The following is a 26,926-nucleotide window of genomic DNA, read 5'->3' as shown; positions in this document are numbered from 1 at the left end:
CGCCAACCAGGCAGCGACCGAACCAGTGAACCTGAAACCACGTCAACCCGCCCCGACCAGCTAGTCAACACCTCCCGCGCAACGGGGGAACCTCACTCGCACCTGACGAATGAAGGTAGCGCCTACAAAACCGCGCTGTCAGCAAGACAATCAAAGAGACGCCCAGGACCCAGAAACAGTCGGGTCACAGGGCGTATGCACCCCAACGAACAAGTGCCAGCCCCAGATGATTGGGCAGGCGCCTTCGGCGACGCGACCGTCGCCGCAATGCTCGACCGACTCCTTCACCGCGCCGCCGTAGTCGGAATCGACGGACCTTCCTACCGGCTCCGCTCGCACCAGTCCCACTCCGACAACCTCCGCAAAGGGGTGACCGGACGTGCTGGTTGAGCTCCGGGCCTGCCCCATCTGCTGGACCCAGTTCCAGGTCAACCCCCAGGCAACCCGACACACCTACTGCACCCCGCGCTGCAAAGCCGAAGCAGCCAGGCGACGACGCCGTGAACGCGACGAAGCCATCAATACAGCGGAAACCGCGGTGGTCACGCGGCAGTCACCCGCACCCACATTCTTGGCGCCCACTGCCATCCGCAACTGCCCGCACTGCGACAAACCCGTCACCATCGTCGCGCTTCTCGCTACCCCCGAGGCCGCGCGGCCCACCATCCCCGCAGCAAGTCCCGACGTCATCCCCATGCGTCGCAGCTGAGCGCCTGCACGTCACTGACCTTGTCGGCCCCAGGCGGCGGCAGGGTCAGTCGGCGATTCCGAACGAGGCACCGATGTTGTTCCACATGAAGGCGTCCTTCCAATCCGGGCGCCCCTTGGCCCAGCCGCTCAGGGCGACGATCACCTTCTCCTGGGAGATCGTCCGGGTCTGGTAGTGCTCTGCCGCCGTCCCGTCACGGAACTCCAGCCGATAGGTGTTGTCATCCCTCAGCCACACCTGCACATACCAATCGCCGGTCGCCTCATCGTCGACTCGCTCGACGATCACGAAGGCGTTGCCCCGGCCGAGGTTCGCCACCAGCCGGCTCAAGGCAGTGGGCCCCGGACTCCTCACCTGACGACCGTGCTCGTCTCTCGCTTGCAGCATGGCCCGATCATCCCCCACAGCTCTGACACCACTCGAAGAGCAGCCACGTCACGCCGGCTCTCCGCTCCCCACGTTCCCCAGTTGGTTCACTCCGTGAACCAACTGGGGCGAAGAGTAGCTCTGAGGAAAATTCGGGATCGGCATCAAGGCTGAGAGCAGGGCACGGTCGCGGTTGTACTTCAACGCGGCGAACAGCGCGTTGAACATCTCGTCCGGGATGTGACGCGGGAGCTGCTTGGACACGCGCGGCCGGTAGCGGCCCTTCCCTTCATGCCTGAACGGTTCCATCGGGTTGTGGTGGGCATTGGCCCGGCCTCGCCGGAAGCGGTCCAACGGGAAGGGGTTGATGATCGGCCCGGTGCCCTCTTCGAGGTGGAATTCGTAGAAGGACCGCAGCACGGTCTCGCTGTGTGCGCGGGTGGTCGGTGCGTACTTCCGGCCCGGCGTCGGCTTGCCCGTCACCGGATTCGGTGCCCCTGGCTCGGCCCGCTTCGCTCCGCTCGGCCTGGGGATGGTGGTGCCCTGGCGTTGGTGGCGCCAGTGGATCCGGACCGGCTTGTCCGCGAGTTGCAGCCAGCGGGAGAAGTCCCGGGCCTCGCTGCGGGTCGCCCGGTCCCAGGCGACGTCGACCGCCCACAGGAAGCGGTACCACCTGAGCAGATCCATGCCGTACGACCGGACCGTGGTCACCGGCCTGCTGGCCGCCTGCAACTCAGCGAAGAACGACGTGACCGGCACGACCGGTAGACCAGCCCGATCAAGCAGCCGGTAGGGCTCCTGCGGTTCGCCGGTCTCGACTAACCGGCCTACTTCGGGCAGCAGGAAACGTGTCAGATCCCGCCCGGGATCGTTCAGATCAACCATGGCGGGAAGCTAGCAGAAACAGGCTCTGACCTGCTAAAACGCAAGAGTTAGTTCAGTCAATGGACCCCTGACCTTGGCGATGTTCTGGTGGACGATGCCCTGTTCGTCCTCGGTCAGCTGGCGGTCCCGGAGGCCCGGGACGGCCCGGCCGGCGGCGGCGGCGACGAAGGAGTGGCAGGCGGTGACCAGGTCCAGGAACTCGACGGTGCGGTTGATCTGTTTGACCGCCGGTGCGACGGGGCTGGTCCGTTCGAAGTGCTCGCGGGCCTGGCGGCCGCGTTCGACTTGGGCGTGGTTGACCTGGTGGCGGGCGGTGTCGTCGCTCATGGCCCTGAACGCGACATCGGGGCGTCGCAGCAGGCCGGTGGTCACGGTGGCGGCGATGGTCTCGTCGCGGGTGAACTCCTCGACCACCCTGACCCGGTCCTCGGCGGTGACGTGCGCCGAGACCGCGGGCCGGCGGAGCAGGTCGGTGGTGACCACCGCGGCGACTTCCTCGTCCTGGGCCAGGGCGTGGATCGCGCTGATCTTCTCCTGCTTGGAGACCGGGTTCTCGACCTGCCAGCCGAGCACGCGGCTCGCGTCGTCAGCGGTCCACCGGGGCTTGCCGGCCGGGGGCTGTTTCACGAGCGTGAATCGCTCGGTCTCGTTCTCGATGCTCGCCAGGATCCGGTAGACGGTGAAGGGGACGCCCTTCTGGCGGTGCTCCTCGGGCCAGCGGGCGGCGACCCAGCGGGCGTTGTTGACGGTGCTGTACTTGAGGCCGATGTCCTCGGCGAGCCGGGTCAACGACTCCTTGACGGTCCATCCGGCCTCGGGCCGGGCCCCGTCGCGGAGCCGGGAGGGTTCGATCTCCAGGGCGCGGTCACCGATCGTGAACTGGCCGCGGGAGTGCTGGTCGACGACTTCGCGGAGCTCGGCCACGATCTGTTCGTATCGTGACGGGCTGACGCTTCCGATCTTCTCGTTGTCCTCGGGCATGGTGTGTCACCACCCAGCGCGGGCCCTGGCACGGCCGTCTTCCTGCCGTGACGGTACAAAGCCCGCTCGTTACCGAGAGTCAGACCGCAAAGAGGGAGATCACAATGAAAGACCGCAAATGTCCGGCAACTGGCCAATCTTGGACAACTGATGCGTTCGCGCTGCGGTTACTGTGACCGGTCCGCGAACGGATCGTTCCGCCGCCGCCAAGCCCTCACCTTGCACTTCGGCGAGCAATACACGGCCGCGAATCGCCGGTCCACCCCCGCGATCCAGCGGGCCCCGCACTCGCGGCATTCGCCCTCACCGACCCCGCCCTGCACCGCGGCAAGACGCCGGCGCAACCGACGCTCCACCCGCCACTGCCTGGAACGACAGGCCGCCGAGCAGAACACCGCCTCCGGCCTGGCATCCGGCCGAAGCCGGTCACCACAAGCCCGACAGGCCCTCTCCGCAGCTTTCTCGGAGCCCTTCGACACCGGCCCAGCCTAGGCCCTCCGCCCACCCCACGGAGGGGATACGAAACAGGCAGTGAGCTTGTCGTTTATGGTCTGCCGTCGAACGAGACTCGAACTTGGTCGACATTTCCCCGGTTCATCGGACGTGTGGGAGGCCGTGGTCCGATCCTGTGCTCAGCGACAACGCAGCACGGAGGCCGGGATCGTGGGACTGGTCGAGCACAGCGTTCAACGAGACGCGCTCGCGGTGATGGCGGAGTTCCGGTCGGAGTTGTACGCGTGCCTGGTCTCCAGAAGCGACGTCCTGTTCGAGCTGTGTGACGCGCTGCTGTGCACCGACGGGCCGGTCCGCACACTGGTGGACCTGGCCCTCGCGCCTGAGCACCGGAGGAGCCATGGTGCCTTGTACTCCGGGATCAACCAGGGTCGGATCGATGTTGCCCGGCTACGGCGGGCACTGGCCGGCGTTCCACTGCCCCGGGCCGGCGATGGCCGACTGGTGTTGGCCGTGGACGTCTCACCGTGGCTGCGGCCGGACGCCGACACCTCGTCGGACCGCTCCTTCTGTCACACCTTCGGCCGGGGCCTGGGCAAGCACCAGATGGTGCCCGGCTGGCCGTACTCGATCATCGCCGCTCTGGAGACCGGCCGGACTTCGTGGACCGCGCTGTTGGACGCCATCCGGTTGGAGCCTGGCGCCGATGTGGCTGCGGTCACCGCCGAACAGGTCCGCGACGTCGTCCGACGCCTGCTGGACGCCGGACAGTGGAGGGCCGGCGACCCAAGCATCCTGGTCGTGCTGGACGCGGGCTACGATGCGCCCCGCATCGCCCACCTCCTGGCCGACCTGCCCGTGGAGGTTCTGGGGCGGCTCCGCTCGGACCGGGTGATGCGCAAGCCTGTGCCGGTGCCGTGGATCTGCCCGCCGCAGGGCGGCCGTCCGCCCAAGCACGGCGGCGAGTTCGTCTTCGGCGATCCCAGCACCTGGGGTGAGGTGGGCTTGCTCCGCTTTGACGGACATCCGAGATCAGGGGCTTGGGCCCCGGAAGGATGATGTTCATCATGGAGAGCATGGGGAAGAAGAAGGTGCGTCCTCGGCGCTCGTTCACGGCGGAGTTCAAGGCCGAGATCGTCGGTCTGTGCCGGCGTGGTGACCGTTCGGTCGGTCAGGTCGCCAAGGACTTCGATCTGACCGAGACCGCGGTGCGGGGCTGGGTGAGGCAGGCCGAGGTCGACGCGGGCGACCGGGACGGCCTGACCAGCAGCGAGCGCGAGGAGCTGGCCGCGCTCCGGCGCGAGAACCGCAGGCTGCGGGAGGACGTAGAGGTCCTCAAGCGTGCGACGGCTTTCTTCGCGACGGAGACCCGGTGAACGTGGACGCGTTCATCGAGGCGGAGAAAACTGCAGGTCACAGCGTCAAACGGGCGTGTGAACTCTTGAAGGTCTCCCGAACCGCCTACTACGACCGCCGTGCCGGCGCCCTCGGTCCCCGCGCGGCGCGAGACGCTGAGCTGACCGAGCGGATCACCACCGTGCACCGGCAATCACGCGGAACCTACGGGTCTCCGCGCGTCCATGCCGTCCTCAAACGCGAGGGTGCCGACTGCGGTCGCAGGCGGGTGGCCCGCCTGATGCGGCAAGCCGGCCTCGCCGGCCGGCACCGCAGGCGACGCCATCGCACCACCATCACCGACCCGCACGCGGCAACCCGTCCTGACCTGGTCCTTCGCGACTTCCGGCCCGACCCGGCAGCGGTCGACACCCGCTGGTGCGGCGACATCACTTACATTGCCACCGACGAGGGCTGGCTCTATCTGGCCACTGTCATCGACATCGCTTCGCGGCGCGTCGTCGGCTGGGCCACCGCCGACCACCTGCGAACCGAACTGGTCGCCGACGCCCTCAAGGCCGCCTGCCGAACCCGTCGACCGTCCAGCCCGGTGATCTTTCACTCGGACCGCGGCTGCCAATACACGAGCCGCGAACTCGCGATCCTGGCAGTGGAGTTCAACGTCCGGCTGTCAGTCGGCCGGACCGGTCAGTGCTGGGACAACGCCCTCGCGGAATCATTCTTCTCCACCCTGAAGAACGAACTGGGCGACACCCGCCCCTGGCCCAGCCGGGCCGCCGCCCACACCGCGATATTCGACTGGATCGAGAGCTGGTACAACTTGCACCGGCTCCACAGCAGCCTCGGCTACCGCAGTCCCGCCGAATACGAGACCGACTTGGCGGCCTGACCACCACACCACAGGTGTCCGTCAAAGCGGAACAAGCTCACTGTACGGCTGCAACGCCACACCGGCCCAGCGGTGGAGCATCCCCACGGTGACCACGGCCAACCTGCCGTTCTCCCCGTAACCCTGCAACACGAACCAACTCAGAGCGCTCGGCCGGGCAACCCCGGCCGAGCGCTCTGCGTTTTGCCACGAACGACAACCGGGGCCAGGACATCGACCACGACACCACCTGCTGCAGCCGGCGCCGTAGCCGCTACGGGAACCTCTTCTGGTCCCCCGGCACCGGCGGAACCGGAACGAGCACCGTCGGCAATCCGGTCCTGATCAGCAATAACTGAAACACGCACAGCACACTACGCTTCGCCCACCTCAACGGTGACGGCAGCAGCGACACCATCGGTCGCTCACCCCTACTGCCGAACCTTGAGGTTTCCCGGCTATTCATCGCCGGGCGGACGTGTCAGAGCAGCGCCGACCGCCACGGCCCGGATCGCCTCGGAGCCGTCCCTGCGGGCGCGGGGGGCAGCATCGGAGCGCTTTGTCTCAGCCGCAGAGCTGGGGTTCATACTCGCAGGCGCGGGAATCAGCGGCCATCTGCCGAAGGCGAACTGGAATCGAAAGGGTTCAGGAACCCGGTCAGGCGTGGACTTCGAGGAGGAGTTCGGGGAGGTCGACGGTGGGGCTGCGGGCGTCGACCGCTTCACGCAGGTCTTGAGGCTGGCCGGTTCGGTGAGCCTGTCCAGGCCGGTGAGGACGAGGTGGTCGCGCAGCTTGCCGTTCTCCGTGCGCTGCTCGATGCGTACGTGCGGGTTGTCGGCGAGCCCGGCGGCCAGGCGCCTGTAGTCGTCGAGTTCGCTGCACCAGCGGGCCAGGTCGACCCCGGGCTTCTGGGACAGGCCGAGGCTTCGGCACACCCGGGTGCGCGCGTTTTGCACCAACCCGGTGGGGCGGTCGGCGGTAACGACAGCATCCGGGACCTGTCGGCTTCGAGCCGGCCCGGTCGGCCGCACCGCCCGCCCCGGCCTGGTCGCGGGGCGCGGGGCGCGGGGCGCGGGGCGGCCAACGACCGGGATCCGTCGGCCAGGGGCCGACAGTCGGCATGGTGAGGGGTCAGCGGGCGCTGCCGATGTTGCGGTCGGCGTCGGAGCCGCTCAGCATCAGGGTGGTTTCCTCGATGCGGTGGAAGCGGCCGTCGGGGGCGAGGTCCGCGAAGACGTAGACCTCCATGGTGACGGTGGTGCCGTCGTTCTTGGTGATGTGGCAGGTGTGCCGGTCGGCGTACTTGTTGCCGTCGTACAGCTCGTCGTGGACCTCGACCGTGCCGCCTGCGACGATGCCGCGCAGGTGGCTGATGTGGTCGAGGAACTCGGCGCGGTCGGCCCACTCGCCGTCCGTGCGCTGGCGGTACCCGGGGGTGAAGTGGCGTTCGGCGGCCTCCTCCAGGGTGATGTCGTGGTTGAAGAGCAGGTCGTTGAGGGCGGTTTCGATACCGGTGCGGTTCATGACGGCTTCCTTCGGGTGTGGGTCGGGGCGGGTCTGCTCGGGTCCGGTCGGGGGTGTGCCGGGGCGTCAGGCGACGGTGGCGAGGGTGGTGTCGAGCCAGTCGTAGATGCGGGCGAGAGCCAGGCGCATGGCACCAGGGTGGCAGTGAGCACCGGCGCCTTCCTCAGCGGTGAACAGCAGCAGGGTCTTGGAGCAGGTCAGGTGCTCGTAGAGTTGCTCGGGCTGGCCCTTGAAGAACTCGTCCTCGGCGGCGTCGCACACGAGGGTGGGGCACTGGATCAGCTCGGCGATGCCGCCGTCGAGGGTGTAGTCGAGGTAGGCGGCGCTGAAGGCCCGGGGAGTTTCGACGCCCATCACGTACATGCCGTGGTTGATCGCCCAACGCGCGGTGGCGTCCTGGGCGGTGATCTGCTCGAAGCGTGCGTCGAGTTCGGGAGCGGAATCCGCGCGCAGGAGCCGTTCGGCCTGGTCGCGGTCGCCGGGGATGTGGCGGGTGGATATCTGGCCGAGGTCGTAGACGCCGTCGACGGCGATCAGGGCGGCGAGGCGGTGCTCGAAGGCTGCTGCCCTGGGGGCGAGTACGCCGCCCATGCTGCTCCCGAGGAGCGCGATGCGGCTGTTGTCGACCTCGGGCAGCGTTTCGGCGAAGTCGACGACCGGGGTGATGACGTTCTCCCAGTCCGGGCGGAAGACCAGGCCCTGGTGGTGGCGGGGGCCGGGCTGCCCTGGGCCGTCGAAGGTCAGGACGGTGTATCCGCGCTCCACGGCGGCCAGCGCGCCGCTGAAGTGGAGTTCCTCGGCGGTGCCGTCGAAACCGCTGTGCATGATCAGGGTGGGGCGGGGCGTGCCGGTGTCGTCGGCCCGGTAGAGGTAGCCGGGCAGGGTGGTGCCCTCGTAGGGGATGCGGACCGGCTCGATGCGGGGGGCGTAGAGCGCGGCCGCGGCCTGGAAGCAGGCCACGCTGCGGTTGTAGGTGTGGTCGTGGCGGGGGTCGCACGGGTGGCCGTGCTGGAAGAACTCCGCCGACCGGTAGTAGTTCGAGGCGCGCAGGAACCCGTCCCGGGCGCTGACGGTGTGGCCCGCGTCCAGGGCCCGCTGGGCCTCGGCGGCCACTCGGTCGGCGGTCGCCGTCCACTCCTCGTGCCAGCTGTCGTAGTCGCCTTCCTTGATGCGCGCGCTGGTGGAGACGACCTCGCCGAAGTCGGCGCCCCCGTACGCGATGTGGCTCATCGAGCGCAGGGTCTCGTACCAGAACTGGGGGTTGTCGGGGAACAGCAGCGACTTCATCACACTCTCCTTAAGCACAGATCTGTGCGTATGGCAGGACTGTAGACCCCTCGGGCACCAGTAAGCAAATAGATGTGCTTACGATGTGTGGGTGACTTCGAAACAACCGGCCCCGCGCCTGCGCAAGAGCCCCGAGCAGGTCCGCTCGGCCGTCCACCAGGCCGTCATCGACCTGCTGTCCGACCCCGAGGGCGCGGACCTCACCATCCCCGCGGTCGCGCAGCGCGCCGGGGTGAACCACACCAGCGTCTACCGGCGCTGGGGCAGCCGGGAGGCACTCCTGGCCGACGTGGTCGTCACCCGCCTCGAACGGGACTGGCCGCTGGCCGACACCGGAACCCTGCGCGGCGACCTGACGGCATGGGCCGAAGCCGGCGTCGCGAGCATCCGCACCCCTGAAGGGCGACTGCTCGTCCGCGCCGTCGCCCTGTCCATGCCGGGCAGCGCCACAGCTCAGGGGGAGCGCGCGCAGCAGTTCGAGCGCCGCATCGGCGCCATCGAGCGCATCCGGGACCGCGCCATCGCCCGCGGAGAGGTCCCCCCACCCCTCGACCAGATCCTCGACCAGCTCGTCGCGCCGCTCTACCTGCGGGCGATCTTCGGCATCGACCCGCCGGCCTCCGGCTACCCAGAACTCCTCGTGGACCGTCTCCTCGGCAGCACGGCCACGCCGCAGCCGACCTGAGCGCGGACCACGCCTGCATCCCCAGCCCCCGGGGACCGCGCCGTCGCGGCACGGGCGGCGCATCCGCCAAGTCCACCGTTCCTCGGGGTGTGGATCGACCCCGCGGGCGCGCGCGGCGGGGCCTAGATGCCAAGGAGGCGGCGCGCCGCACGCGACGGTACCCAGGCAGCGAGGAGGTCGTCGCCCCGGCCACCCACACCATCAGCTCCACGCACCACCCGTCGGCGGACCTCCTCGAGGACGGTGCCCCGGCGGCCACCGTCGCCGTGAACCTCACCGTGCTCCTACCACCCCGGCGCTCCCGCTGCCCCCGGGGGACGGCCATGCCTGCGAGCAGCGCGCCGCCCGCCCCGAGGTCCGACCAGGCGCCCTGCCAACTCAGTCGGGCGGTGCGGATGAGCTTCCGCGACAGGCGGAGGAAGGCGCCCGGGTGCGGGTTGAGCGAGGTCGAGAAGGAGAGTGCAGGAGCGAAGGCCTCACGTGCTGGACAGCCGGTTCCGAAACCCCCTTGCCCAATGGTCAAGAATCGTTGACCATTGGGCCATGCCTACCGATGATCTTCCCGAGACGTTCCACGTCACCACTGACGAGCAGCTGCGCGCCGTCTCCAATCTCACGCGCCACCGGATCATGGCCGTGCTCCGCTTCGAGCCCGCGACGATCACGCAGATCGCCGAGCGGGTGGGCCTTGCGAAGGGGAGTTCCAGCTACCACGTACGGCTGCTCGAGCGGGCCGGCCTGGTGAAGGTGGTACGAACGCGGAAGGTCCGGGGGGTCACCGAGCGGTACTACGCAATGGCCGCGCGGGCGATCGTGCTGCCGGATCCGGGCGAGGGAGGGCCGGCTGTGCTGATGCGGCATGCGGTGGCGGACCTGGAGGCAGCGCCGGTGGATGGCGAGCGGCACGTACGGATGGCGCATCTGCGGCTCACCGAGGAGCAGTTCGCGGAGCTGGGGGCTCGGCTGCACGCACTGGCGGACGAGTACCGGGAGCTGTCCGATCCGTCGCTGCCGGACGCGTCACTCGTCTTCGCACTGTTCCACCCGGCATCGCGCGAGCAGGCCGAAGGGGACGCCAAGTGACCTCAGGCGTTCGGAAGTTGCCGACCGGGTTCGGACGGCTGTGGACTGCACAGACGGTGTCCTCGCTCGGTGACGGGGTGACGCATGCCGCGCTGCCGCTGCTCGCGTTGGCCTTGACGCGGGATCCGATGGCGCTCGCCGTCGTCACGGCCGCCGGAACGCTGCCGTGGCTGCTCTTCGGGGTGCTCGGCGGTGCTCTGGTGGACCGCTGGGACCGTCGGCGCACGATGTGGATCACGGACGCGGCGCGTGCGGTGCTGCTCGCGATACCGGCGGCAGCGGCCGCGCTCGACGTGCTGAGCATTCCACTGCTCGCGGCCGTCGCCTTCCTGCTCGGCCTTGGCGGACTCTTCTTCGACACGGCCGCCACGGCCTATCTGCCGGATCTGCTCGGCCGCGACCCCGCGCTCCTGGAGCGCGCCAACTCCCGCCTGCGCGGCGCCCAGACCGCCGCGTCCGGCTTCGCGGGGCCGCCTGCGGGCAGTGCCCTGCTCGTGCTCGGACGGGCGGTTCCGCTGCTCGCCGACGCGGTGTCGTTCGCGCTCTCCGCACTGCTCGTACGGTCGCTGCCTGCCGCACCCCGGCCCGTACCGCAGGCCCGTGAGTCGCTGCTGCGGCAGGCGCGGGCCGGCGCCTCGTACGTATTCCAGGATCAGTTGCTGCTCGGGCTCGCGCTGCGGCCGGCGGTCGGGAACATCGCCTTCCTCGCCGTGGAGACCGTACTCGCCCTCTTCGCGCACGATCGTCTCGGCATCGGCACCTTCGGCTTCGGCCTGCTCCTCACGGCGGAGGCCACCGGTGGTCTGCTCGGCGCGGGCATCGCCTCCTACCTTGGGCGACGACTCGGCACCGGCACCGCACTGACCTGCACGGCCGCAGTCGAGGGACTCGCCGTCCTGGGCCTTGCCGCCGCCCCGAACCCGTACGTCGCCGGCCTCGCGCTCGCCGTCTGCGGAGCGGGCATGGGCGCCACGATGGTGCTCGGCCCCTCCCTCCGGCAGGCGATCGTCCCCGCCCACCTGATGGGCCGGGTCGCCTCCACCTCCCGCATGCTCGCCATGTGCGCCGCCCCGTTCGGCGCCTTCCTCGGCGGCTGGCTGGCGACCACCTACGACGTACGCACCCCGCTCTACACTGCCGCCGGCCTCCTCCTCACCATGACCGCCGTCACGTCGACCATGACCAGCAACCGCCGGGTTGAGGCGGCGCTGCGTGCCGCCGCCCCGGCCGGTGATCCAGATCACCCGGAATCCTGGGATCCCGTTCAGGAGGGTGCCATTGAGGCTCCGCGAGGTCGTTGAGGCCAGCTCGGCGTTCCTCGCCTCGGCCCGGAGCGTCGGGCGCCTGGCCTTCACGGGATGCAACGAGTGGCCCAGCGGGCCGGGTGCGCCGCCGTCACTCCTCGTCGTCCTCGACGGCCTCCGGGTCCAGGACCTCGCGAACGCCGGATCGTCGCGGCGCCAGGCGCGGTCAGTGATGCCGGCGGCGCCGGGTTCCTCGGGATCGGTCCCCGCCAGGAGCAGCGCGAGGGCCGTATCGGTGCGGGCGGCGGTGAAAACCGTCCGGCTGGAAGCGGTGAACACCGGGTGTGGGCTCCAAGTCGCGGGCGTACGGCTGCCTGCGGCAGCGCCCGTGCCTCTCGGTGTGCTCCAGGTGCGCGCGGACCGCCTCCCCCGAACAGCGGTTGACCCGCCGTCCGACACGTCCCTAGATTCACCGGACACGCACTGTGCGTAACCAACTGTGACGTACGGTCACGGTTGCGCACACCGACCCCGTCCCAACGTCTGTGGGAGTCGCCATGTCCTGCACGTCCATGCTGCTGCTCAAAGGAGCCTTCCGAGCGGCAGCCTCCGAACCGGATGGTGACACCATCCTCTTCCTCCCGGACAACGTCGCCGACTGGAAGCTCGTACCCGGGTCCAACAAGGTCCTGCCGAGGAGCGACGGCCGCGCCCCCATCCGGCTGGAAGCCATCGACGCGCTGGAAACCCACTACGGGAACGATGACTCGGCCTCAGGAAAGCAGCACCAGCCGCTGGCCCTGGCGCACCAGGCCCGGGACGAGCTGCTGAAGTTTCTCGGCTTCACCAACGTCGTCCGCGACGGCGACGAATTCGTCAAGAGCACCACCCCCGACAGCGTGCCCGGTTTCATCCTCACCCGCGGCGCCGACATCTTCGGCCGGTGCATCGCCCTGATCGGCACCGCCAAACAGCCGGCCTTCAACGGCTACGAGATCGACGTCGACGAGAGACTGCTGAAGAAGACCGCCAACTACCACCTGGTCGACTTCGGGCTGGCCTACCCGACCTACTACGTCGGCTTCCCCAACCACCTGCGCGACTCCCTCACCGCCGCCGCCCAGGCGGCAAAGGACTCCGTGCCCAAGAAGGGCGTGTGGGAGAAGGACGCGACCACCAAGGGGGCGGAGGTCACCGGGATGGACTCGCTCACCGCCGACACCGGGGCCGTGATCCTCCCGAAGCTGTTCCGCCGGCTGAAGGACTACCTGGACGTCAACCCGGCGGACCCCTCTCTGGCCTGCCTCCCCGCCTACCTGGCCGGAGCCGGGGACAAGTTCTACATCCAGGGGAATCCGAAGCAGTTCAACGGCATGCACAACATCGTCGAGGTCAACGGCAAGACCGTGAAGATGCTCCACCCCGCCGAGGACATCACCTTCGACGAGAAGTGAGCGGGAGCCGACCGGCCATGACCCACGCCGCAGACTTCCTCGCCCTGTCCGAACTGCTCACCGCCGAACCCATCCTGGACCCCGCGATGGCCGACGCCTACCGGCAGCGGCTCACCAGCGCGTTCCCACCGGCCTGCCCCGCCTGATCGACGCGTACCACCAGGCGGCCACGCAGGCCGATCCGGCCGCCGCCCTGCAGCCCGCGCCCGACGACGCCGACACCGCGCTGGCTCGTACCGCCAGGGAGACGATCGCCGTCTGGTACACCTCCGAGTTCGCCTCGCCCGACGGCCGGACGGACCCGCCCGACGCGGCGCAGCACTTCCGCGCCGGTCTGATCCGGAAGGTGATCAAGGCTCACCCGATCTCCGCTGCCCCCTGCCGCCCGAGCCGAGCGGCTACGGCCACTGGACCCAGCCCTGAGCCGAGGGCACGCAGACGGACACCCAGTACGACGTCGTGATCACCGGCGCCGGCGTCGCGGGAGCGCGGGAGCGCTGTGCGCCTGCGAGCTCAAGCAGCAGGGCTTCAGCCTGGACGAGATCAATGCCGCGGCCAGGGGCGGCATGATCTACGGCGGGGCGTTCGGTGCCGCCGGCGGCGTGACGCAGGCCCGCGTTGAGGGCAGCCTGTTCCCCAAGGCCGAAGTGCCGCTGATGCTGCGGCCGCCGTCGCTCCGTCCCGACCTGGTCGAACTCGGGCCGGCGGCCCGGCCGTGCAAGAGCACTGCATGTGTCGGAGAGCCGATCGACGTGGCGACCGGCGCCCTGCTGATGACGCAGACCGACCTGACGCTCCCGGCCGGCCTCCCCCTGGTCTTCGAGCGCACGCATCTGTCGTCGTACCGCGGCGGAGTGCGCTTCGGCCCCACCTGGGTCTCCACCCTGGACGAGTGCATTCAGCGGATTTGGTCGGCCGCCCAGGCGGCCCACTCGCGGCGCATCGCGTTGAAGCGGAGGCCGTACTCGAGGGCGATCTTGCCGTTCACCGACAGCGGGTCGTCGCCCCAGCCGATGGAGTCGGCCAGCCGGCGCAGGCCCTCGTATTCGTGCTCCGACATTTCCATGAGCTCCGTGAGGTAGCCCCGCGCCCGGTCGGGGGTGATCACGTTCAGGAAGAAGACCCGCAGGAGGATCTCGTTGCGGGTGTTGCGCTGGGGCTTGATCTCGGTCAGCCAGTGGCGTAGTTCCGTCAGGCCCTCGTCGGTGAGGGTGTACTCCTTGCGGCCGCGCGGGCCCTGCGCCGAGACGCTGATCAACTCGGCTTCGGCGAGCTTGCACAGCTCTGCGTACATCTGGCTCTGGGTGGTGGGCCAGACGTTGGCCAGCGAAGTCTCGAAGCGTTTCAGCAGGTCGTAGCCACTGGCCGGGTGCTCTGACAGGAGTCCGAGGAGGGCGTGTCGAAGGCTCATGCCTCCACCATATATTCCAGTCTTGACATGTCGAGGATGGACCTTCTAATTTTGACATGTCAGAGCAGGGGTAAAAGCAACCCGGGGGTCCCGATGTCGTACGTCCGCACCTTTCTTCCGTGGATCGTCTTCGCGGTGTTCCCGTCCGCCCAATGGCAGTGGGGTGCGCTCGCCGGTCTGCTGGTGGCGGTGGCGGTGACCGTCCAGCAGCGCCGGGCCGGGGCCGGCTTCGACGCGTTGATCATGGAGACCGGCTCAGCGGCCTTCTTCGCCGCCTTGACGGCCATCGCCTACGCCGACCCCCACTCGGCCGTGCACGCCTACTCGGCGGCCCTCTCCTCGGCCACCCTGGCCCTCATCGCCGGGGCCTCACTGCTCGTGCGCAAACCGTTCACGCTGGGCATCGCCAAGCGCACCACCCCCCGCGAGGTCTGGGGCCTCAAGCCTTTCGTCCGGATCAACGTCGTCATCACCGCCGCGTGGACCGCTGCCTTCGCCGTAACGGCGGGCGCACTCGCGGCCCTCGCCCACGCCGGGCACGGCCACTCCACGGCGGCGACACTCGTCCAGGCCGCGGGGTTCGCCATCCCGATGCTCTTCACCGTCCGCTACGTCGCCGCCGCCCAGGCCAAAGCCCAAGCCGGTACCCGGTGAGCACCCCCGCCCCCGGCACCTCCCGGACAACTCGTTCCGCCCGGCGAGGAGATCACCGCACACGACCTCGCCGCCACCGGGCAGGGCCCGGACGGGCCGAGCGGCTGGTACCTGCGTAACCGGCCCCACCCGGCCGCCGCCACCCACCGGAATCTCGGCGGCCCGGCGGTACTCGTCGGTGCGAGCAGGCGAGGGCGCAGAGCGCACCGATCAAGTGGGGAAGGCGTTGCCGTGGCTGCCGCGGGCTTCCTCGGCGAGGGCGCGGAGCTTCTCGGCGGGTATCCGCGAGAACTCATGCGCCCCGAGCTCGATCAGGCTCTCGGCCTGAGTGCGAACGGCGTCGCGAACGCCGTTCTGCTCGCGCCCGCCTACTGGTGGGGAGCCACCTGGGGGAAACGCGGGCTCGCCCTGGTCGGGGAGCGGCGGGGGCGGAGACGGAGGTGGTTGGGTGCATGGATGAGGTACTTCGTGACGGTCCTGGCGAGTCAGGCGGACTACGACGCGATGGCGGGGAAGGCCTCGCCCGCCTTCCCGCTGTGGAGCCGCGACGAGCTCACGGCCATGGTCGCCTTCATGAGCGCACTGAACGCGGAACTCAGCGCCTCCGGGGAGCTCCTGGACGCCCAGGGGTTCACCGCGCCCGCAGAGGCCCGGTTCGTCACCGGCTCCCCCGGCCGCGAGCCGGTCGTCACCGACCACCCGTACGGTCACACCGAGGTGCTGACCGCGGGCTACTGGCTGCTGGAGTGCTCCGGCCTCGACCGTGTCACCGAGATCGCGGCCCGGATCACCCAGTGCCCGGTGCCGGAGGGTTCCCCCGAGTACCCGGTGGTGATCCGGCCGATCGGTGCGGACCCGTCGCTCTGAGCCTTCAGCGGTGGACAGTCCCTGAGCGGTGCCCGGGGGTGCGGAGCCCTCGTGTCCCTCCCTCCGCACCCCCCTCCCCTGCGCAGGGGCTGAAGCGCCGTTTGGACCCTTCGGTCCCTGACCCTTCAGTCACTGAATAAACCTGCAGGTCAGGGGCTCGGGCTCGCGGGAACAGGGACTGAAGGGACCCAACTTTCTAGTTATAAGCCAGATATGAACATGGGTACCTCTACCTGCTCTTTCTTGCGCTCGCGCATACACGCACGCACGTAAAGAGTGGAAGTAGTGATTCTGAGTCCCTTCAGTCCCTGAGATCGTGGACGCAAGGCTCTGACCTGCTGTTTTATCGAGGGACTGAATCGGCAGGGACTGAACAGGGACTGAGGTCGTTCAGTACCTGGGAGGCCGGTCCCGGGCTGGGGCCGGCGGGTGGGGTCCAGGGTTGCCACGTGAGGGGCGGACATACGCAGGGACCCTCGAGTCCCGGTGGAGGCGGGGCTGAACGGCGCCGTCCACGGGCAGGCTCGGGCCACGACACGCCCGGGCGTGCACCGGGATGGATCGGGGAACTTTTGCGGACGAACTGGGGTAGAACTTCAAGGACCAGAGGGACTGAAGGGACTGAACTCTCGATACAGCGCTTCTGGCGGGAGGAGCCTGCGCGATGTCTGCTGTACGCTCCGCGATAGCGAATCTTCAGTCCCTCTGGTCCCTGAAGTGCAGGTTGAACGAGCACCTCGGAGAGCAGCCCGGGACAGGAGAGACCGTCCCTGAATACCCGTCAAGGAAGAGCCAGTGCCCGTCTATTCCCAGAACCTGCCTCAGGGCGTGAGTGGCGGGACAGCACTGGACGTGGCGACCTGGATGGCCCTGCGCGGGTATCCGGTCCATCCCTTGGCCCCCGGGACCAAGACGCCCGCCCCGAACTGCCCCGACTGCCGGGGCGGCCTGCATTCCCCGCAGGACTGCACTTGCCGTTCCCAGGGACGTTGGTGCCACGGGTTCCATGCGGCCACCACGGACCTGCGTACGGTGCGGGAGTGGTGGGGAGCCGAGCCCGATTTCGGGATCGGGGTCTCGTGCGGGCCTGCCGGACTGGTGGTCATCGATGTGGATGCCCACGGTGCCTCCTTGCCGGGCCGGGAGCGGCTGCTGCCCGGGATCCCCGTCGATGAGCGGGTCGACCTGACCGGACTCGGCAGCGGATACGACACCTTGGCGCTGCTGGCCGCGTACCGCTCCCGGCCCGATCCGTGTGCGGACACCTCGACCCTCCGCGTCCGTACGCCTTCGGGAGGGATGCACATCTGGTACCGGGTGCCCAAGGGCGGCCCGCGCTTGCGGTGCTCCAGCGGATCGAGCTCGAAGGTCGCGCTGGCCTGGCAGGTCGACGTACGCGCCGTCGGCGGTTACATCGTGGCACCCACGACGCGCACGGCCGCCGGCGTGTACGAGGCGCTGCCCGGCGCGCGGTTGCCCGCGGCCCTGCCGCTGTGGCTGACCGCCGAACTCGTCAGGACCGGCCACGGCGTCGACACGGTCCCTGTGGCGCCCGTAGAGGCTGTTACGGGCCCTGTGGCGGGTCCGCGCGGCCGTGCGCCCCGACGGGGTGGGCAGCCGGTGCTGGCGGGGCTCCTGGAGGAGGTGCGGGCCTGCGGGGCCAGCCCGGCCGGAACGGCCTTCAGCGAGAAGCTCAACCGCGCGGCCTTCACCGCCGGAGGGTTCGTCGCGGGGGGCCACCTCAGCGCCGGGGAATGCCGCCGGCTGCTCCTCGAAGCCGCGGATCACGCACGACCCCACCAGGCGCGCCGCAACGTCCTCATCGTCGAAGCGGGACTGCGTGCCGGAAGCGACCGACCGATCCATCCCAAGGAACGCCCATGAGCAGCGCCGGAAGCACGGGGTTCAACGCCCAGGCAGCGGCGGATCAGCTTGCCGCGTTCAGCATGGAGAGCGCCGCGCCGCCCGCGCCGCCGAGCAGGCGGCTGCCCGCACAGCAGAGCGGAGCCGTGGAGGCCGGCGGCGCCGGGGACTTCGTCTCGATGGGTCTGCTGCAGAACCTCAGCGACCGCGGCAACGCCAAGCTGTTCGCGCACCTCCACCACAACCGGTTCCGGCACGTGGAGGGACTGGGCTGGTACGTGTGGGACGAGTACCGGTGGAAGCGCACCGGCGGCGAGAAGGCCGCGATCTGGGCCGCCGGGGACATGGCGGAGGAACTGCCGACCCACGACGCCCGGGGTGTCTTCACCGACCGGGAGCTGTCGCAGCACCGCAAGCGCGCCATGTCCACCTCGGGCGTGAAGGCGATGCTCACCCAGGCCAAGGCGTCGCCCGAACTCGCCCTGGACCCGGACATCCTGGACGGCGACAAATACGCGCTGTGCACCCCCGCGGGTGTCGTGGACCTGCGTACCGGTGACCTGCACAAACCGGACCCGACCCGGGATCTGCACTCGCGCGCCACCTACCTGGCCCCCGAGGCCATGCCCACGCCCCGGTTCCACGACTTCCTGAACCAGACCTTCGGCGACGACGACAAGGGCAAGGAGATGATCAACTTTCTTCATCTCCTGCTCGGCTACTCCATCACCGGTGACGTCGGCGGCCAGGTGCTGCCCTTCCTCTACGGCGTCGGTGCCAACGGCAAGTCGGCCCTCCTCGATGTCGTGATCAAGATCCTCGGCGACTACGCGGACGTGGCCCCGCCCGGCTTCCTGATGGAGCGCGGCAAGTTCAACGAGCACTCCACCGAGCTGACGGAACTGCACGGGCGGCGCCTGTTCGTCTGCAGCGAGCTCAAGCCCCACGACAAGTTCGACGAGGCCCGGGTCAAACTGCTGACCGGCGGCGACCGGCTCAAGGCCCGGCGGATGCGGCAGGACTTCTTCAGCTTCGAGCCCACTCACAAACTCTGGCTGCTCGGCAACCACCGCCCGGAGGTCGGGACCGGTGGACACGCCTTCTGGCGCCGGATCCGGCTGATCCCGTTCGAGAAGGTCGTCCCCGATCACCGCAAGATCGACAACCTGGCGGAGGCGCTCGTACAGGAAGAGGGGCCGGGCATCCTCCACTGGATGATCCAGGGGGCCAAGGCCTATCTCGCCACCAAGCCGGCCCTGACCGGGCCGAGCGTGGTCCGTACCGCCACGCAGGCCTACGCCACCACCGAGGACCACATCGGCCGGTTCCTGGCCGAGTGCTGCACCACCGGAGCGGATCTGCCCGATCCGCGCGATCTGAAGGTGGAGCAGGGAGCCCTGTACCGCGCGTACAGTGCTTGGTGTCTTGATGGGGAAGGCCTGCGTCCGGCCACCACCCGCGCGTTCGCCACCCGGATTCGCGCCGAGGTCGGGGTCGCCTCGCCCAGCGAGATGCTCCGCTCGAATGGGCAGAAGTTCTACCCCGGACTGGCCCTCCTGGCCGACGAAGTGCAGACCCCGCGCGACGCGAACAGGGCAAGCACGACGTGACCGGCCGACGTGTGCCGCCGCCCCGGGGCAGGCACGCCTACGATGGACAAGGACGATGAACAGACCCACCAGCCGACGGTGGCCCGCACGGGCCTGCCGGATATCGGCTTCGGCGCCGCTCGCGGCGTGGAGGAACCAGGGGCCTGGAAGGGCCGACGTGAACGAGGAAGGATCCAGGCCATGAGCTCGCTACTGACTTCAAGCGATCTCGCCCACGAGGACAAAGTGGTGTGGCTGGAGGACCCTGAAGAGCTCGATTACGTGCGCCAGGCCCTGGACAAGACCCCCCGCCGCCGGGGAAAGCCGCGCTATCACCGCGACGGGCGCATGATCGGCTTCACCGAGCTCGGCGACACCGCTGAGGCGGATCCCGACAGCGGCCTGCAGAAGCGACGCGTCTTCTACCTGCTGCCGCACGACCGGGACGCCGAGCCCGACGGCCTCTACCGGGAGGGCGCGCCGGGGGAAGCCGTGGACCCCCGGACGATCGAGCCCCGGGAGGTCGGCCGGAAGACCGTACGGTCGCAGCGGGGCCTGTCCACGCCCACGGTTGCCTGACTCGGTCCTTCAGTCCCTTGGGTCCCTGCCCGGTTCCGTACGAGCCGTACGAACTTTGAGGTCGCGCGCGAACGCAATGCCGAGTCTCGGTCACTTCAGACCCTGTGGGTTCAGGGTCGGAGTCGGCCGGTACGGGAAGGATTGCGGCGGGTGGGAGTCCTCCTGCGCCAGGCCTCTTACGAGGCCCAGGGCAGGATGCGGGTGCCTTCGGTCCCGGGGACGGAGGCCACGCCGTCCGAGCGCATGGCGACGTGGGCCTCGGCCGGCTGCGTGGCGTGGACCTGGCGGACCACGTCCGGCGGGAGGACGAAGATCTGGCCGGCTGCACCGACGACCGGATCGAGGCCACGCTGATTCCGGAAGCCGACCACCTCCGCGCCCTGCTCGGCGCCGCCCTGGGCACCCACCCCACCGCCGCGGCCTCGTGACCTCGCTGCCGTCCGAGAGCGCGTGACGGGGAACGACCCGGCCGGAGAACCGGGCTGGGTCAGAAGGCGAAGTCGACGTAGTCGATGTCGGTGAACTCGACCAGGAGGCCCGTGGCGCGGGAGCCGTTGTCCTTGAAGTACATCTCTTGGAGGGCTTCGGCCGCGATCTGCTGGAGCCGGGACTCGGCGGCGCCGGCCGCCTGGGCGCTGAAGAGACGGGCCGCGTACTCCGGGGGCAGGTGCTGGGTGATGCGGCGCATGCGGCCGTCGTCGGTGGTGCCGGGGGCGGCGGTGAAGCCGAAGCGGGCGCGGGTCTCGATGACCAGGCCGGTGGTCGAGGCGGCCCTGTCGCGGGCGCGCTTGCGGACCAGGGGCTGCCAGCGGCGGCGGACCTCGGACTCGAGACGGGCGGCGAGGGCCGGCTTGGGCTGCCTGATCTGGTCCTTGACGTAGCGCTCGACGGTGCGCTGGGAGATGCCGAGCAGGCGGGCCGCTTCGCGGGTGGACTTGAGCTGCTTGACGAGGAAGCGCATCTGGGCGCCCGCCGACTTGGGGACGGAGCGGGTGAAGTGCAGTTCGTCCGCGCGGGTCAGGCTGTCGTCGATCTGGGTCATGGGGGACTACTCTCCGTCGGCTGCCGCGTCGTGGCCCTTGATGTGGCGCGCGGGGTTGTGGTTCTCGTCGAGCATCTGCACGGCCCAGAGGAGGGGCTGGGTGCCCTCGTGCTTGACCATGCCAGGGCTGACGCCGAGGCGGAAGCCGCCGGGCAAGGGCTTGCCTTCGGGGGTGCGGGGGAGGAAGTCGAGGGGGCTGGGGCCGTCGGAGAGGTACACCGCGCAGTCGGAGAGGACGGCGATGGGGTACTGGCCGGCGGCCGTGGCGAGCTTGTTCATCTTGCGGTGCATGTTGACGCGGGCCGTGGAGATGACGGCGGCGCGGATGTCGGGGCGCCAGGTGGGGCGTTCGAGGGCGGGCCAGGGTTCGCCCGGGCGGTAGCCGGCGCCCTGGGGGCGTTCGCGGAGCTTGCCGATGCCGCCTTTGACAGTGGACTTGATGGCCGAGAGGACCGGCTTCAGGACGGGGTCGGAGTGCTGTTGAAGCTCTGCCATCGCCGTCAGGAACTCGGGCTCGGGGAGCGTCGAGGTGATGCCGAGGTCCGCCATCGTGGCCATGTAGGCGTCGCGGAGGCGGGTGTACCAGGCGTCGAGGTACGGACCGTGGTCGAGGCGGAGCCAGGCCTCGGTGGGGTGGACGGCGTGGCCGAGCTCCTGGGCGTAGGCGAGGGTCGGGGTCGCGTACCAGGCGGGGCCGGTGGGGGGTCGGCCGTGCGGGGTGAACGGGCTGGGGAGGCGGGGGTCGAGGGCGATGGACGAGAGGTCCGCCAGCCAGCAGCCGGGGAGCTTCGGGTCGAAGCGGGGGCCGGTGCGGTGGGTGGCGGGGCCGAGGCCGACGGGGAGCCGGTTGGCCGCCGCGGCGAAGGCCATGTTCACGTCGATGCCGACGGCGTGGGTGCGGGTGCACTCGGCGTCGGTGAGGAGCTGGGGGTCGCGGATCCAGTCGTACGCCTCCTCGTCGAGGACCTCGTCCGGGGTGCGCTGGTGGGAGCGGGGGTAGAGGGCGGCGACCACCGGGTGCTCGTCGGGGGCCTCCGGGGGGGCCGGGTCGACGGGGCGGGTGAGCGAGCCGGGGACCGGGGCCGAGACCCAGGTGTTGGTCGCTTCGTCCTTCGCGGCACGGGTGGGCGGGCGCAGGGCCGTCATGAGTTCGAGGCCCGTGACGGCGGTGGATCCGCGGGGGGTGAGGACGCGGGAAGCGTAGGTGGTGAGGAGCTCCGCGAGCTCCGGGGCGGGGAGGCCGGGGGTGTCCTCGCCCCAGGCGCGGGGGTCGAGGGCGCCCCACGGGAGGATCGCGAGCTGGACGCACTGGCGGCCGGCGGAGGGGGTGGCGGGGCGGTAGATGCGGGGCCAGGGACCGAAACCGCGGCGGGTCAGCTGCCACTTGGCCTTGGTGAGCTGCTTGATGACCGGGTGGTTGTCCGGGAGGCGCAGGCCGCGGCGGTCTTCGAGTTCGAGAGGGAGGCCGAGGAGCTCCAGCGCGGGGGCGGTGAGGACGAGGAGGGGGTCGCCGTCCTTGCCGTTGCGGTGAAGGCGGGGGGAGCGGAGGCCGGCGTCGGGACCGAGGGCCCAGGTGAGGAGGGCCGGGAGGCCGCCGGTGGTGGGGTGGTCGAGGACGAGACCGGCGGTGGTGTGGGCCTGGCCGGTGCCGGTGAGGACGGCGAGGGGGCCGTTCCCTTCCAGGGGGGTGGAGTGGGGCCGGCGGCGGGGCCGTTGGTGTGGGGCCGGGGGGTGGGCGTTAACGCCGTTAACGGTCGGGGCCGGGGCCGCCGCCGGGGGCTCGGCCGGGGGCTCGGCGTTAACGGCGTTAACGCCGTTAACGGTCGGGGGCGTCGGAGTGGGGCCCTGCGGGGCTGTTCCCGTACCCGCCCCTTCCCGAGACCGGGGCTCCGCGTCAGACCCCGGGGAGGTGGGGACCGCGGCGGCTGCGGTGCGCGGGGCGGCCGGTGTGGTTCGGGGCTCGGCGTCGGAGGGGGCGTTAACGCCGTTAACGCCGTTAACGCGTGAGGTCGGGGGGGCGGTGGCGTCGACGGTAGGCGGAGTGGCGTTAACGCCGTTAATGGCCGATGCCGGGGGCGGGGCGGTGTCAACGGTGGGTGCCGCGGGCTGGGCGCCGTTAACGGTCGGGGCCGGGGCCGCCGCCGGGGCCGCCGCCGGGGGCTCGGCCAGGGGCTCGGCGTTAACGGCGTTAACGCCGTTAACGGGGTGGAGGGTGGAGAGGCCCTCCAGGAGGCGGGCGTACGCGGCTCGTTTGGGAGGGCGGGGGGCCGTGCGGCCCGTTTCCCAGGAGGTGACGGTTTCGCGGCGGACGGAGAGGGCTTTGGCGATCTGGTCCTGGCTCAGGCCGGCGGCTTCGCGCAGGCGCTTGCGCTCGTCCGGGTGCGGGAGCGGGTCCTGGGCGGCTGCTTCTTCGAGCAGGGCGTCGACCGCTGCGAAGAGGCTCTCTTGTTCGTTGGGCATCGGTACCTCCAAGGGCAGCCTATGCGAAACGCACGACAGAACGCACATGAAACGCACGTGGGGGCGTTAACGGCGTTAATGCCGTCAGCGCCCCCGTCGTGGGTGTCGCCTCGAATGCCCGCTCAGAGCCGCAGCAGCAGGAGCTCGGTGACGGCCTTGAGGTCGTCCGGGGTGAGGTGGGCCGTCAGGGCGTCCGCGATCGTTTCCGGAGTGTCCGTCGCGATCGTGATCCGGGGCGTGGGGGGAGCGGGGGGCGAGGGGGGAGACGGGGGAGCGTTAACGGCGTTAACGCCGTTAACGGTCGGCGCCGGGTGAGCGCGTTGGCGGGGAGGGGTGACGGTGTTGAGGGTCTCGTCTGCCGCCGCCTCCTGGTGCTCCTGGGGGAGGCGGCCGATGCGGCGGGCCGGTTCGACCTTGAGCTCGCCCGTGTCGACCTTCTCCTGGAGGCTCGGGGTGAGGTTCAGGAGGGTGAGGCGCTGGGAGACCCAGGCCGCCGTCTTGCCCAGGCGCTTGGCGACCTGGGCCTGGGAGCCGTGGACGTCGACGAGTTCCTGGAGGGCGCGGGCCTGGTCCATGGGAGCGACGTCCACGCGGTGGACGTTGGCGATCAGCGCGGATTCGAGGATGTCCGCCGCGGAGGCGGACAGGGCGTCGTTCACGTGGATGTGCATGGTCTTCAGGCCGGCCAGCTGGGCCGCCGCGAGGCGGCGGTTGCCGTCGATGACCACGTACGGGGCGCGCCCCAGCCCGTCGGTCTGGCCCGGGTGGGCTTCCATGAAGGCCATGCGGGTGGCGACTGCGAGGGGCTGGAGCTGGCCTCGGGAGATGAGGGACTGGGCCAGCTCCTCGAGCTCGGTGAGGTCCTCGCGGAGGTTGAACGGGTTGTGGGCGAGGGCCTCGATGGGGACCTCGGACGGGGGGACCACGCCCGAGGTGGGGGCGCCGGTGGCCTCCGCGATCGCCGCGCGGCGGGAGCTGACGCCGACGGGCTGGGCCCGCGCGAAGGATGCCGAGACTCCGAGTTTGTCGGCCTTGCTCATGAGATCTCCCTAGCGAGGGCGCGCAGTGCGACCGCCTGCTCGCCCTTGGGCGAGTACACGAACAGGGGCTGCTTCACGCGGACGGCTTCGCGCTGTTCCTTGAGGTCCGGTACGACGGCGACGACGCGCGGATCCTTTATGTCCCTCCAGGCCTGGAGGGAGGAGGTCGCGATGTAGCCGCGGCGGCCGTCGTAGAGGTTGACGACGAGGCCGAGGTAGTCGATGTCGAGGCTGAGGTCGTCGCGCAGGTCGTTGATCTGTGAGGTGAGGAGGTCGTACGCGTCGGCCGACGAGTCCTCCGCCTGTACGACGATCAGGGCGCCCGAGGCTCCCGGCTGTTCGGCGTCGCGGCGGCGCCCGTAGTAGATGGCGGCGTCCATGCTGAGGCCGAGACTCGGCGGGCAGTCGATGAGGATGACGTCGTAGTCGGATTCGACGGGGGCCAGGGCGCGTTCGAGGGCGGCCTCGCGGGCGCGGACGGTGGAGAGGCGGACGTCGAGGAGGAAGGCGTCCGTGCAGGCGGGCAGGATGTGGAGGCGGTTGCCGAAACGCTCGTCCGGGATAGGGACGATCAGATCGGCGAGGGGGCCCTTGGCCTCGCCGGCCATGTGGCAGGTGAGGCTGTCGCCGCCGATGGGCAGCGGCTGCTGGCCGAGCTGCTTGGTGAGGTGGCCCTGCGGGTCGAAGTCGACCAGCAGGACGCGCATGCCGAGGCCCGGGAGGTCTTCCAGGTCCAGAGGGGTGGTCTCGGGGTGGGGCCGCTCGCTCTCCTTGCCGTCCCCGGCCGCCCCGGACGCCTCGGAAGCCGAGAGGCGGGCCGGTTGGCGGGCGATGCGGACCGGGTGGAGGGACTCGGTGTCCTCGGCGAGGGCCTCGGCGGTGCCGGCGGTGATGGCGGTCTTGCCGACGCCGCCCTTCTGGTTGCACACGACGATGCGGCGTACGACGGAGGGCCGCTTGACCGTGGGCGCCGGGTTCATCTCCAGCCAGAGGCGGACCGCTTGGGCGAGGCCCTGGATCAGGGAGACGCCGCGGTCCTTGGAGTCGACGCGGAAGGCCCCCCACTGGCCGGCGGGCAGCCAGGTGGAGAACGATTCGGCGCCCGAGGTGTCGACGGGGGAGGGGGCGGAGGCGAGAGCGCTCCAGTGGGCGATGCCCTGGTGGACGGCGTCCTGGATGTCCACCCGCAGCTGGGCTGTGCGGATTTTCAACTCCTGGCGGAGCCACGGGGGGAGCTTGGAGACGACCTTCTCTCGGTCGCTCGGAGAAGAGGGCGAAGTCATGAGAGGGACTTTACTAACGTTCGTGGACTGATGTGGACGCCACGCTTGAGTTTTGCTAACGAAATGGGGTGGGTGCTGGCTCCGGGTACGCGACAGGGCGGCCTCGCACACGCCGTAGCGAGCACCCCCGTGGTTCGCCACGGCGTGTGCGAGGCCGCCCTGGATACGTCGTCAGCCGACCGGAACCGCCGCGGAGTCCGGGGCGGCCAGACCGAGTTCGGCCCGGCACTCGGGCGATCCCGCCGGGTCGAAGGCGGGGATGCGGTCCGCGGGCACGATGCCCGGGAGGAGGAAGTTCCACAGATCGATGACCCGGGTGTGCAGGTCGTCGCGGCCGGTGCGGACGTGCGAGGTGACCTGGATTCCGGTGAACGAGCCGACGAGGAGCGTCGAGAGGTCGTACGCGTCGAGCGACGGGACGATGTCACCGCGCTCCTGGGCCGGCTTCAGGCAGCCGTGGGCGGTCTCGATCCAGGCGTCGTACGGTGTCGGGTCCGGGTTGGTGAAGGAGCCGGACTCGATGACCAGGCGGATGCCGGCGCGGATCCGGACGTTGGCGCGCAGCCCGTATGCCATCTGGTGCGTGAGGTCGATGACCGTCTGCAGGCCCGGTTCCTCGATGGCGGGTACGCCTTCGGAGACCTGGAACTGCTCGTCCATCAAGGCGCGGGCGAGGGCTTCCTTGGACTGGAAGTGGAAGTACAGGGCGCCCTTCGTGACTCCGGCGTACTTGACCACGTCGCTGAGGCTGGCGCCGCCGAAGCCGAAGCGGTCGAAGGCGATGGCCGCGCCGTCGAGGATCGCCTGCCGCGTGATCTCGGCGCGTTCCTGACGGGCCCTTGCCATGTAGTGATCTCCTGCCGCTTGCCGCTTGCTGTTGAGCCCTTGGTGTTCGCCGTTTGTTCAAGGGTCAATCTACTGGGGCGGCTCCAAAGAAAACCAGTCGACAAGTATTTTTAAACGAGGGGATGCTGATGGTTTGTGGGGGGCTGGGATGATTTTGGCTATTACTTTTTGGGAGGGTGGGGCCAGCTTCGGGCCGTCTCGGACCGTTAACGACGTTAACGCCGTTAACGGTCGACGGGGTGTTCCCCCACCCCGTCCCGGGCAAGGGCGGCGCGCTCGTCGGTCTCGCCGAGCTTCTTCGCGATCTCGGGGTGCATGTCGAGGCAGACGCCGCTGGCGTTGATCTGGCTGGCGCGCTTGTGGGCGAGCTCGAGGGTGCGCTCGTATGGTTGCTGTT

The 26,926-nt window shown here is 69.8% G+C and carries 26 protein-coding genes and 4 pseudogenes; 17 read left to right on the top strand and 13 right to left on the bottom strand.

From position 1 onward, the window contains the following. Positions 1 to 228: 228 nt before the first annotated feature. Positions 229 to 390 (top strand): annotated as a pseudogene (locus AB0I68_RS35055) (ATP-binding protein); the annotation flags it as partial. After that, on the top strand, positions 380 to 709 hold the full coding sequence (locus tag AB0I68_RS35050; RefSeq protein WP_363181443.1) for a hypothetical protein: 330 nt from the start codon (positions 380 to 382) through the stop codon (positions 707 to 709). The pseudogene AB0I68_RS35055 and the gene AB0I68_RS35050, both read left to right, overlap by 11 nt. 45 nt (positions 710 to 754) lie before the next feature. Here AB0I68_RS35050 and AB0I68_RS35045 read toward each other — a convergent pair whose 3' ends face one another. The 3 genes from AB0I68_RS35045 to AB0I68_RS35035 all read right to left on the bottom strand — a co-directional run bounded on the left by AB0I68_RS35045 (position 755) and on the right by AB0I68_RS35035 (position 2,941). Beyond that, complete coding sequence (locus tag AB0I68_RS35045) at positions 755 to 1,027, bottom strand: hypothetical protein (protein WP_363181442.1); 273 nt, start codon at positions 1,025 to 1,027, stop codon at positions 755 to 757. Positions 1,028 to 1,144: 117 nt separating this feature from the next. Beyond that, positions 1,145 to 1,960: a hypothetical protein gene (locus AB0I68_RS35040; RefSeq protein ID WP_363181441.1), complete on the bottom strand. Its 816-nt coding sequence runs from the start codon at positions 1,958 to 1,960 to the stop codon at positions 1,145 to 1,147. Positions 1,961 to 1,993: 33 nt separating this feature from the next. After that, positions 1,994 to 2,941 (bottom strand): DUF6192 family protein, encoded by a 948-nt coding sequence (locus AB0I68_RS35035; RefSeq protein ID WP_363181440.1) that lies wholly within the window; start codon positions 2,939 to 2,941, stop codon positions 1,994 to 1,996. Between the two features lie 708 nt (positions 2,942 to 3,649). Here AB0I68_RS35035 and AB0I68_RS35030 point away from each other — a divergent pair. From AB0I68_RS35030 to AB0I68_RS35020, 3 genes and pseudogenes are all read left to right on the top strand, one after another. Further along, positions 3,650 to 4,390 (top strand): annotated as a pseudogene (locus tag AB0I68_RS35030) (transposase); the annotation flags it as partial. Between the two features lie 59 nt (positions 4,391 to 4,449). After that, positions 4,450 to 4,749: pseudogene (locus AB0I68_RS35025) on the top strand (transposase); the annotation flags it as partial. A 17-nt stretch (positions 4,750 to 4,766) separates the two neighbouring features. Continuing rightward, positions 4,767 to 5,639: an IS3 family transposase gene (locus tag AB0I68_RS35020; RefSeq protein ID WP_363181439.1), complete on the top strand. Its 873-nt coding sequence runs from the start codon at positions 4,767 to 4,769 to the stop codon at positions 5,637 to 5,639. Positions 5,640 to 6,076: 437 nt separating this feature from the next. Here AB0I68_RS35020 and AB0I68_RS35015 read toward each other — a convergent pair whose 3' ends face one another. From AB0I68_RS35015 to AB0I68_RS35005, 3 genes are all read right to left on the bottom strand, one after another. Beyond that, positions 6,077 to 6,574, bottom strand: a complete 498-nt coding sequence (locus tag AB0I68_RS35015; RefSeq protein ID WP_363181438.1) for a hypothetical protein — start codon at positions 6,572 to 6,574, stop codon at positions 6,077 to 6,079. 175 nt (positions 6,575 to 6,749) lie between these two features. Then, positions 6,750 to 7,142, bottom strand: a complete 393-nt coding sequence (locus tag AB0I68_RS35010) for a nuclear transport factor 2 family protein (protein ID WP_363181437.1) — start codon at positions 7,140 to 7,142, stop codon at positions 6,750 to 6,752. Positions 7,143 to 7,208: 66 nt separating this feature from the next. Further along, positions 7,209 to 8,429, bottom strand: a complete 1,221-nt coding sequence (locus AB0I68_RS35005; protein WP_363181436.1) for an alpha/beta fold hydrolase — start codon at positions 8,427 to 8,429, stop codon at positions 7,209 to 7,211. A 91-nt stretch (positions 8,430 to 8,520) separates the two neighbouring features. Here AB0I68_RS35005 and AB0I68_RS35000 point away from each other — a divergent pair, with 91 nt between their 5' ends. From AB0I68_RS35000 to AB0I68_RS34975, 6 genes and pseudogenes are all read left to right on the top strand, one after another. Then, the gene (locus AB0I68_RS35000) at positions 8,521 to 9,114 is read left to right on the top strand and encodes a TetR/AcrR family transcriptional regulator (protein ID WP_363181435.1); all 594 of its coding nucleotides are present in this window, start codon (positions 8,521 to 8,523) and stop codon (positions 9,112 to 9,114) included. 543 nt (positions 9,115 to 9,657) lie between these two features. Next, complete coding sequence (locus AB0I68_RS34995) at positions 9,658 to 10,197, top strand: winged helix-turn-helix domain-containing protein (RefSeq protein WP_363181434.1); 540 nt, start codon at positions 9,658 to 9,660, stop codon at positions 10,195 to 10,197. Further along, positions 10,194 to 11,498, top strand: a complete 1,305-nt coding sequence (locus AB0I68_RS34990) for an MFS transporter (RefSeq protein ID WP_363181433.1) — start codon at positions 10,194 to 10,196, stop codon at positions 11,496 to 11,498. The genes AB0I68_RS34995 and AB0I68_RS34990 overlap by 4 nt, the downstream gene beginning before the upstream one ends. A gap of 500 nt (positions 11,499 to 11,998) precedes the next feature. Then, positions 11,999 to 12,895 (top strand): nuclease, encoded by an 897-nt coding sequence (locus AB0I68_RS34985; protein WP_363181432.1) that lies wholly within the window; start codon positions 11,999 to 12,001, stop codon positions 12,893 to 12,895. Positions 12,896 to 12,912: 17 nt separating this feature from the next. Beyond that, positions 12,913 to 13,041: a hypothetical protein gene (locus AB0I68_RS34980; RefSeq protein WP_363181431.1), complete on the top strand. Its 129-nt coding sequence runs from the start codon at positions 12,913 to 12,915 to the stop codon at positions 13,039 to 13,041. Between the two features lie 420 nt (positions 13,042 to 13,461). After that, positions 13,462 to 13,737 (top strand): annotated as a pseudogene (locus AB0I68_RS34975) (DUF6531 domain-containing protein); the annotation flags it as partial. A gap of 56 nt (positions 13,738 to 13,793) precedes the next feature. Here the strand turns inward: AB0I68_RS34975 and AB0I68_RS34970 are convergent. Beyond that, entirely contained in the window at positions 13,794 to 14,306 is a 513-nt protein-coding gene (locus AB0I68_RS34970; protein ID WP_363181430.1) for a PadR family transcriptional regulator, read from the bottom strand. Positions 14,307 to 14,399: 93 nt separating this feature from the next. Between AB0I68_RS34970 and AB0I68_RS34965 the strand changes: the two genes are divergently transcribed. The 6 genes from AB0I68_RS34965 (at position 14,400) to AB0I68_RS34940 (ending at position 20,286) form a co-directional block, all read left to right on the top strand. After that, complete coding sequence (locus AB0I68_RS34965; RefSeq protein ID WP_363181429.1) at positions 14,400 to 14,960, top strand: hypothetical protein; 561 nt, start codon at positions 14,400 to 14,402, stop codon at positions 14,958 to 14,960. A 231-nt stretch (positions 14,961 to 15,191) separates the two neighbouring features. Next, positions 15,192 to 15,827, top strand: a complete 636-nt coding sequence (locus tag AB0I68_RS34960) for a hypothetical protein (protein ID WP_363181428.1) — start codon at positions 15,192 to 15,194, stop codon at positions 15,825 to 15,827. Between the two features lie 852 nt (positions 15,828 to 16,679). Continuing rightward, the gene (locus tag AB0I68_RS34955; RefSeq protein ID WP_363181446.1) at positions 16,680 to 17,711 is read left to right on the top strand and encodes a bifunctional DNA primase/polymerase; all 1,032 of its coding nucleotides are present in this window, start codon (positions 16,680 to 16,682) and stop codon (positions 17,709 to 17,711) included. Continuing rightward, a complete protein-coding gene (locus AB0I68_RS34950; RefSeq protein ID WP_363181427.1) occupies positions 17,708 to 19,300 on the top strand; it encodes a phage/plasmid primase, P4 family in 1,593 nt (530 codons plus the stop codon). Before AB0I68_RS34955 ends, AB0I68_RS34950 begins: the two co-directional genes overlap by 4 nt. A 180-nt stretch (positions 19,301 to 19,480) precedes the next feature. After that, positions 19,481 to 19,858 carry a DUF6009 family protein gene (locus tag AB0I68_RS34945; protein ID WP_363181426.1) on the top strand — a complete coding sequence of 126 codons (378 nt, stop codon included), beginning with the start codon at positions 19,481 to 19,483 and terminating at the stop codon, positions 19,856 to 19,858. Between the two features lie 251 nt (positions 19,859 to 20,109). Then, positions 20,110 to 20,286: a hypothetical protein gene (locus AB0I68_RS34940; protein ID WP_363181425.1), complete on the top strand. Its 177-nt coding sequence runs from the start codon at positions 20,110 to 20,112 to the stop codon at positions 20,284 to 20,286. A gap of 59 nt (positions 20,287 to 20,345) precedes the next feature. Here the strand turns inward: AB0I68_RS34940 and AB0I68_RS34935 are convergent, their stop codons facing one another. From AB0I68_RS34935 to AB0I68_RS34910, 6 genes are all read right to left on the bottom strand, one after another. Further along, the gene (locus AB0I68_RS34935) at positions 20,346 to 20,900 is read right to left on the bottom strand and encodes an XRE family transcriptional regulator (protein WP_363181424.1); all 555 of its coding nucleotides are present in this window, start codon (positions 20,898 to 20,900) and stop codon (positions 20,346 to 20,348) included. A 6-nt stretch (positions 20,901 to 20,906) separates the two neighbouring features. Continuing rightward, positions 20,907 to 23,360: a helix-turn-helix transcriptional regulator gene (locus AB0I68_RS34930; RefSeq protein ID WP_363181423.1), complete on the bottom strand. Its 2,454-nt coding sequence runs from the start codon at positions 23,358 to 23,360 to the stop codon at positions 20,907 to 20,909. A 122-nt stretch (positions 23,361 to 23,482) separates the two neighbouring features. Further along, positions 23,483 to 24,400 (bottom strand): ParB/RepB/Spo0J family partition protein, encoded by a 918-nt coding sequence (locus tag AB0I68_RS34925; protein ID WP_363181422.1) that lies wholly within the window; start codon positions 24,398 to 24,400, stop codon positions 23,483 to 23,485. Beyond that, on the bottom strand, positions 24,397 to 25,683 hold the full coding sequence (locus AB0I68_RS34920) for a ParA family protein (RefSeq protein WP_363181421.1): 1,287 nt from the start codon (positions 25,681 to 25,683) through the stop codon (positions 24,397 to 24,399). The genes AB0I68_RS34925 and AB0I68_RS34920 overlap by 4 nt, the downstream gene beginning before the upstream one ends. A gap of 171 nt (positions 25,684 to 25,854) precedes the next feature. Next, positions 25,855 to 26,529: a ScbR family autoregulator-binding transcription factor gene (locus tag AB0I68_RS34915; protein WP_363181420.1), complete on the bottom strand. Its 675-nt coding sequence runs from the start codon at positions 26,527 to 26,529 to the stop codon at positions 25,855 to 25,857. Positions 26,530 to 26,753: 224 nt separating this feature from the next. Continuing rightward, the gene (locus AB0I68_RS34910; protein WP_363181445.1) at positions 26,754 to 26,873 is read right to left on the bottom strand and encodes a hypothetical protein; all 120 of its coding nucleotides are present in this window, start codon (positions 26,871 to 26,873) and stop codon (positions 26,754 to 26,756) included. Positions 26,874 to 26,926 lie beyond the last annotated feature (53 nt).

This window comes from Streptomyces sp. NPDC050448 (assembly GCF_040655295.1).
Lineage (GTDB): Bacteria > Actinomycetota > Actinomycetes > Streptomycetales > Streptomycetaceae > Streptomyces.
This window is presented reverse-complemented; position numbering and strand designations above follow the sequence as displayed.

What these genes read in the sequence shown, in the direction of transcription:
- AB0I68_RS34925 (WP_363181422.1), bottom strand. Translation starts at nt 24,400, where the DNA reads ATGAGCAAGGCCGACAAACTCGGAGTCTCGGCATCCTTCGCGCGGGCC.
- AB0I68_RS34945 (WP_363181426.1), top strand. Translation starts at nt 19,481, where the DNA reads ATGAGCTCGCTACTGACTTCAAGCGATCTCGCCCACGAGGACAAAGTG.
- AB0I68_RS34920 (WP_363181421.1), bottom strand. Translation starts at nt 25,683, where the DNA reads ATGACTTCGCCCTCTTCTCCGAGCGACCGAGAGAAGGTCGTCTCCAAG.
- AB0I68_RS34980 (WP_363181431.1), top strand. Translation starts at nt 12,913, where the DNA reads ATGACCCACGCCGCAGACTTCCTCGCCCTGTCCGAACTGCTCACCGCC.
- AB0I68_RS34915 (WP_363181420.1), bottom strand. Translation starts at nt 26,529, where the DNA reads ATGGCAAGGGCCCGTCAGGAACGCGCCGAGATCACGCGGCAGGCGATC.
- AB0I68_RS35005 (WP_363181436.1), bottom strand. Translation starts at nt 8,429, where the DNA reads ATGAAGTCGCTGCTGTTCCCCGACAACCCCCAGTTCTGGTACGAGACC.
- AB0I68_RS34985 (WP_363181432.1), top strand. Translation starts at nt 11,999, where the DNA reads ATGTCCTGCACGTCCATGCTGCTGCTCAAAGGAGCCTTCCGAGCGGCA.
- AB0I68_RS35010 (WP_363181437.1), bottom strand. Translation starts at nt 7,142, where the DNA reads ATGAACCGCACCGGTATCGAAACCGCCCTCAACGACCTGCTCTTCAAC.
- AB0I68_RS34930 (WP_363181423.1), bottom strand. Translation starts at nt 23,360, where the DNA reads ATGCCCAACGAACAAGAGAGCCTCTTCGCAGCGGTCGACGCCCTGCTC.
- AB0I68_RS35035 (WP_363181440.1), bottom strand. Translation starts at nt 2,941, where the DNA reads ATGCCCGAGGACAACGAGAAGATCGGAAGCGTCAGCCCGTCACGATAC.
- AB0I68_RS34965 (WP_363181429.1), top strand. Translation starts at nt 14,400, where the DNA reads ATGTCGTACGTCCGCACCTTTCTTCCGTGGATCGTCTTCGCGGTGTTC.
- AB0I68_RS34950 (WP_363181427.1), top strand. Translation starts at nt 17,708, where the DNA reads ATGAGCAGCGCCGGAAGCACGGGGTTCAACGCCCAGGCAGCGGCGGAT.
- AB0I68_RS35040 (WP_363181441.1), bottom strand. Translation starts at nt 1,960, where the DNA reads ATGGTTGATCTGAACGATCCCGGGCGGGATCTGACACGTTTCCTGCTG.
- AB0I68_RS34995 (WP_363181434.1), top strand. Translation starts at nt 9,658, where the DNA reads ATGCCTACCGATGATCTTCCCGAGACGTTCCACGTCACCACTGACGAG.
- AB0I68_RS34970 (WP_363181430.1), bottom strand. Translation starts at nt 14,306, where the DNA reads ATGAGCCTTCGACACGCCCTCCTCGGACTCCTGTCAGAGCACCCGGCC.
- AB0I68_RS34935 (WP_363181424.1), bottom strand. Translation starts at nt 20,900, where the DNA reads ATGACCCAGATCGACGACAGCCTGACCCGCGCGGACGAACTGCACTTC.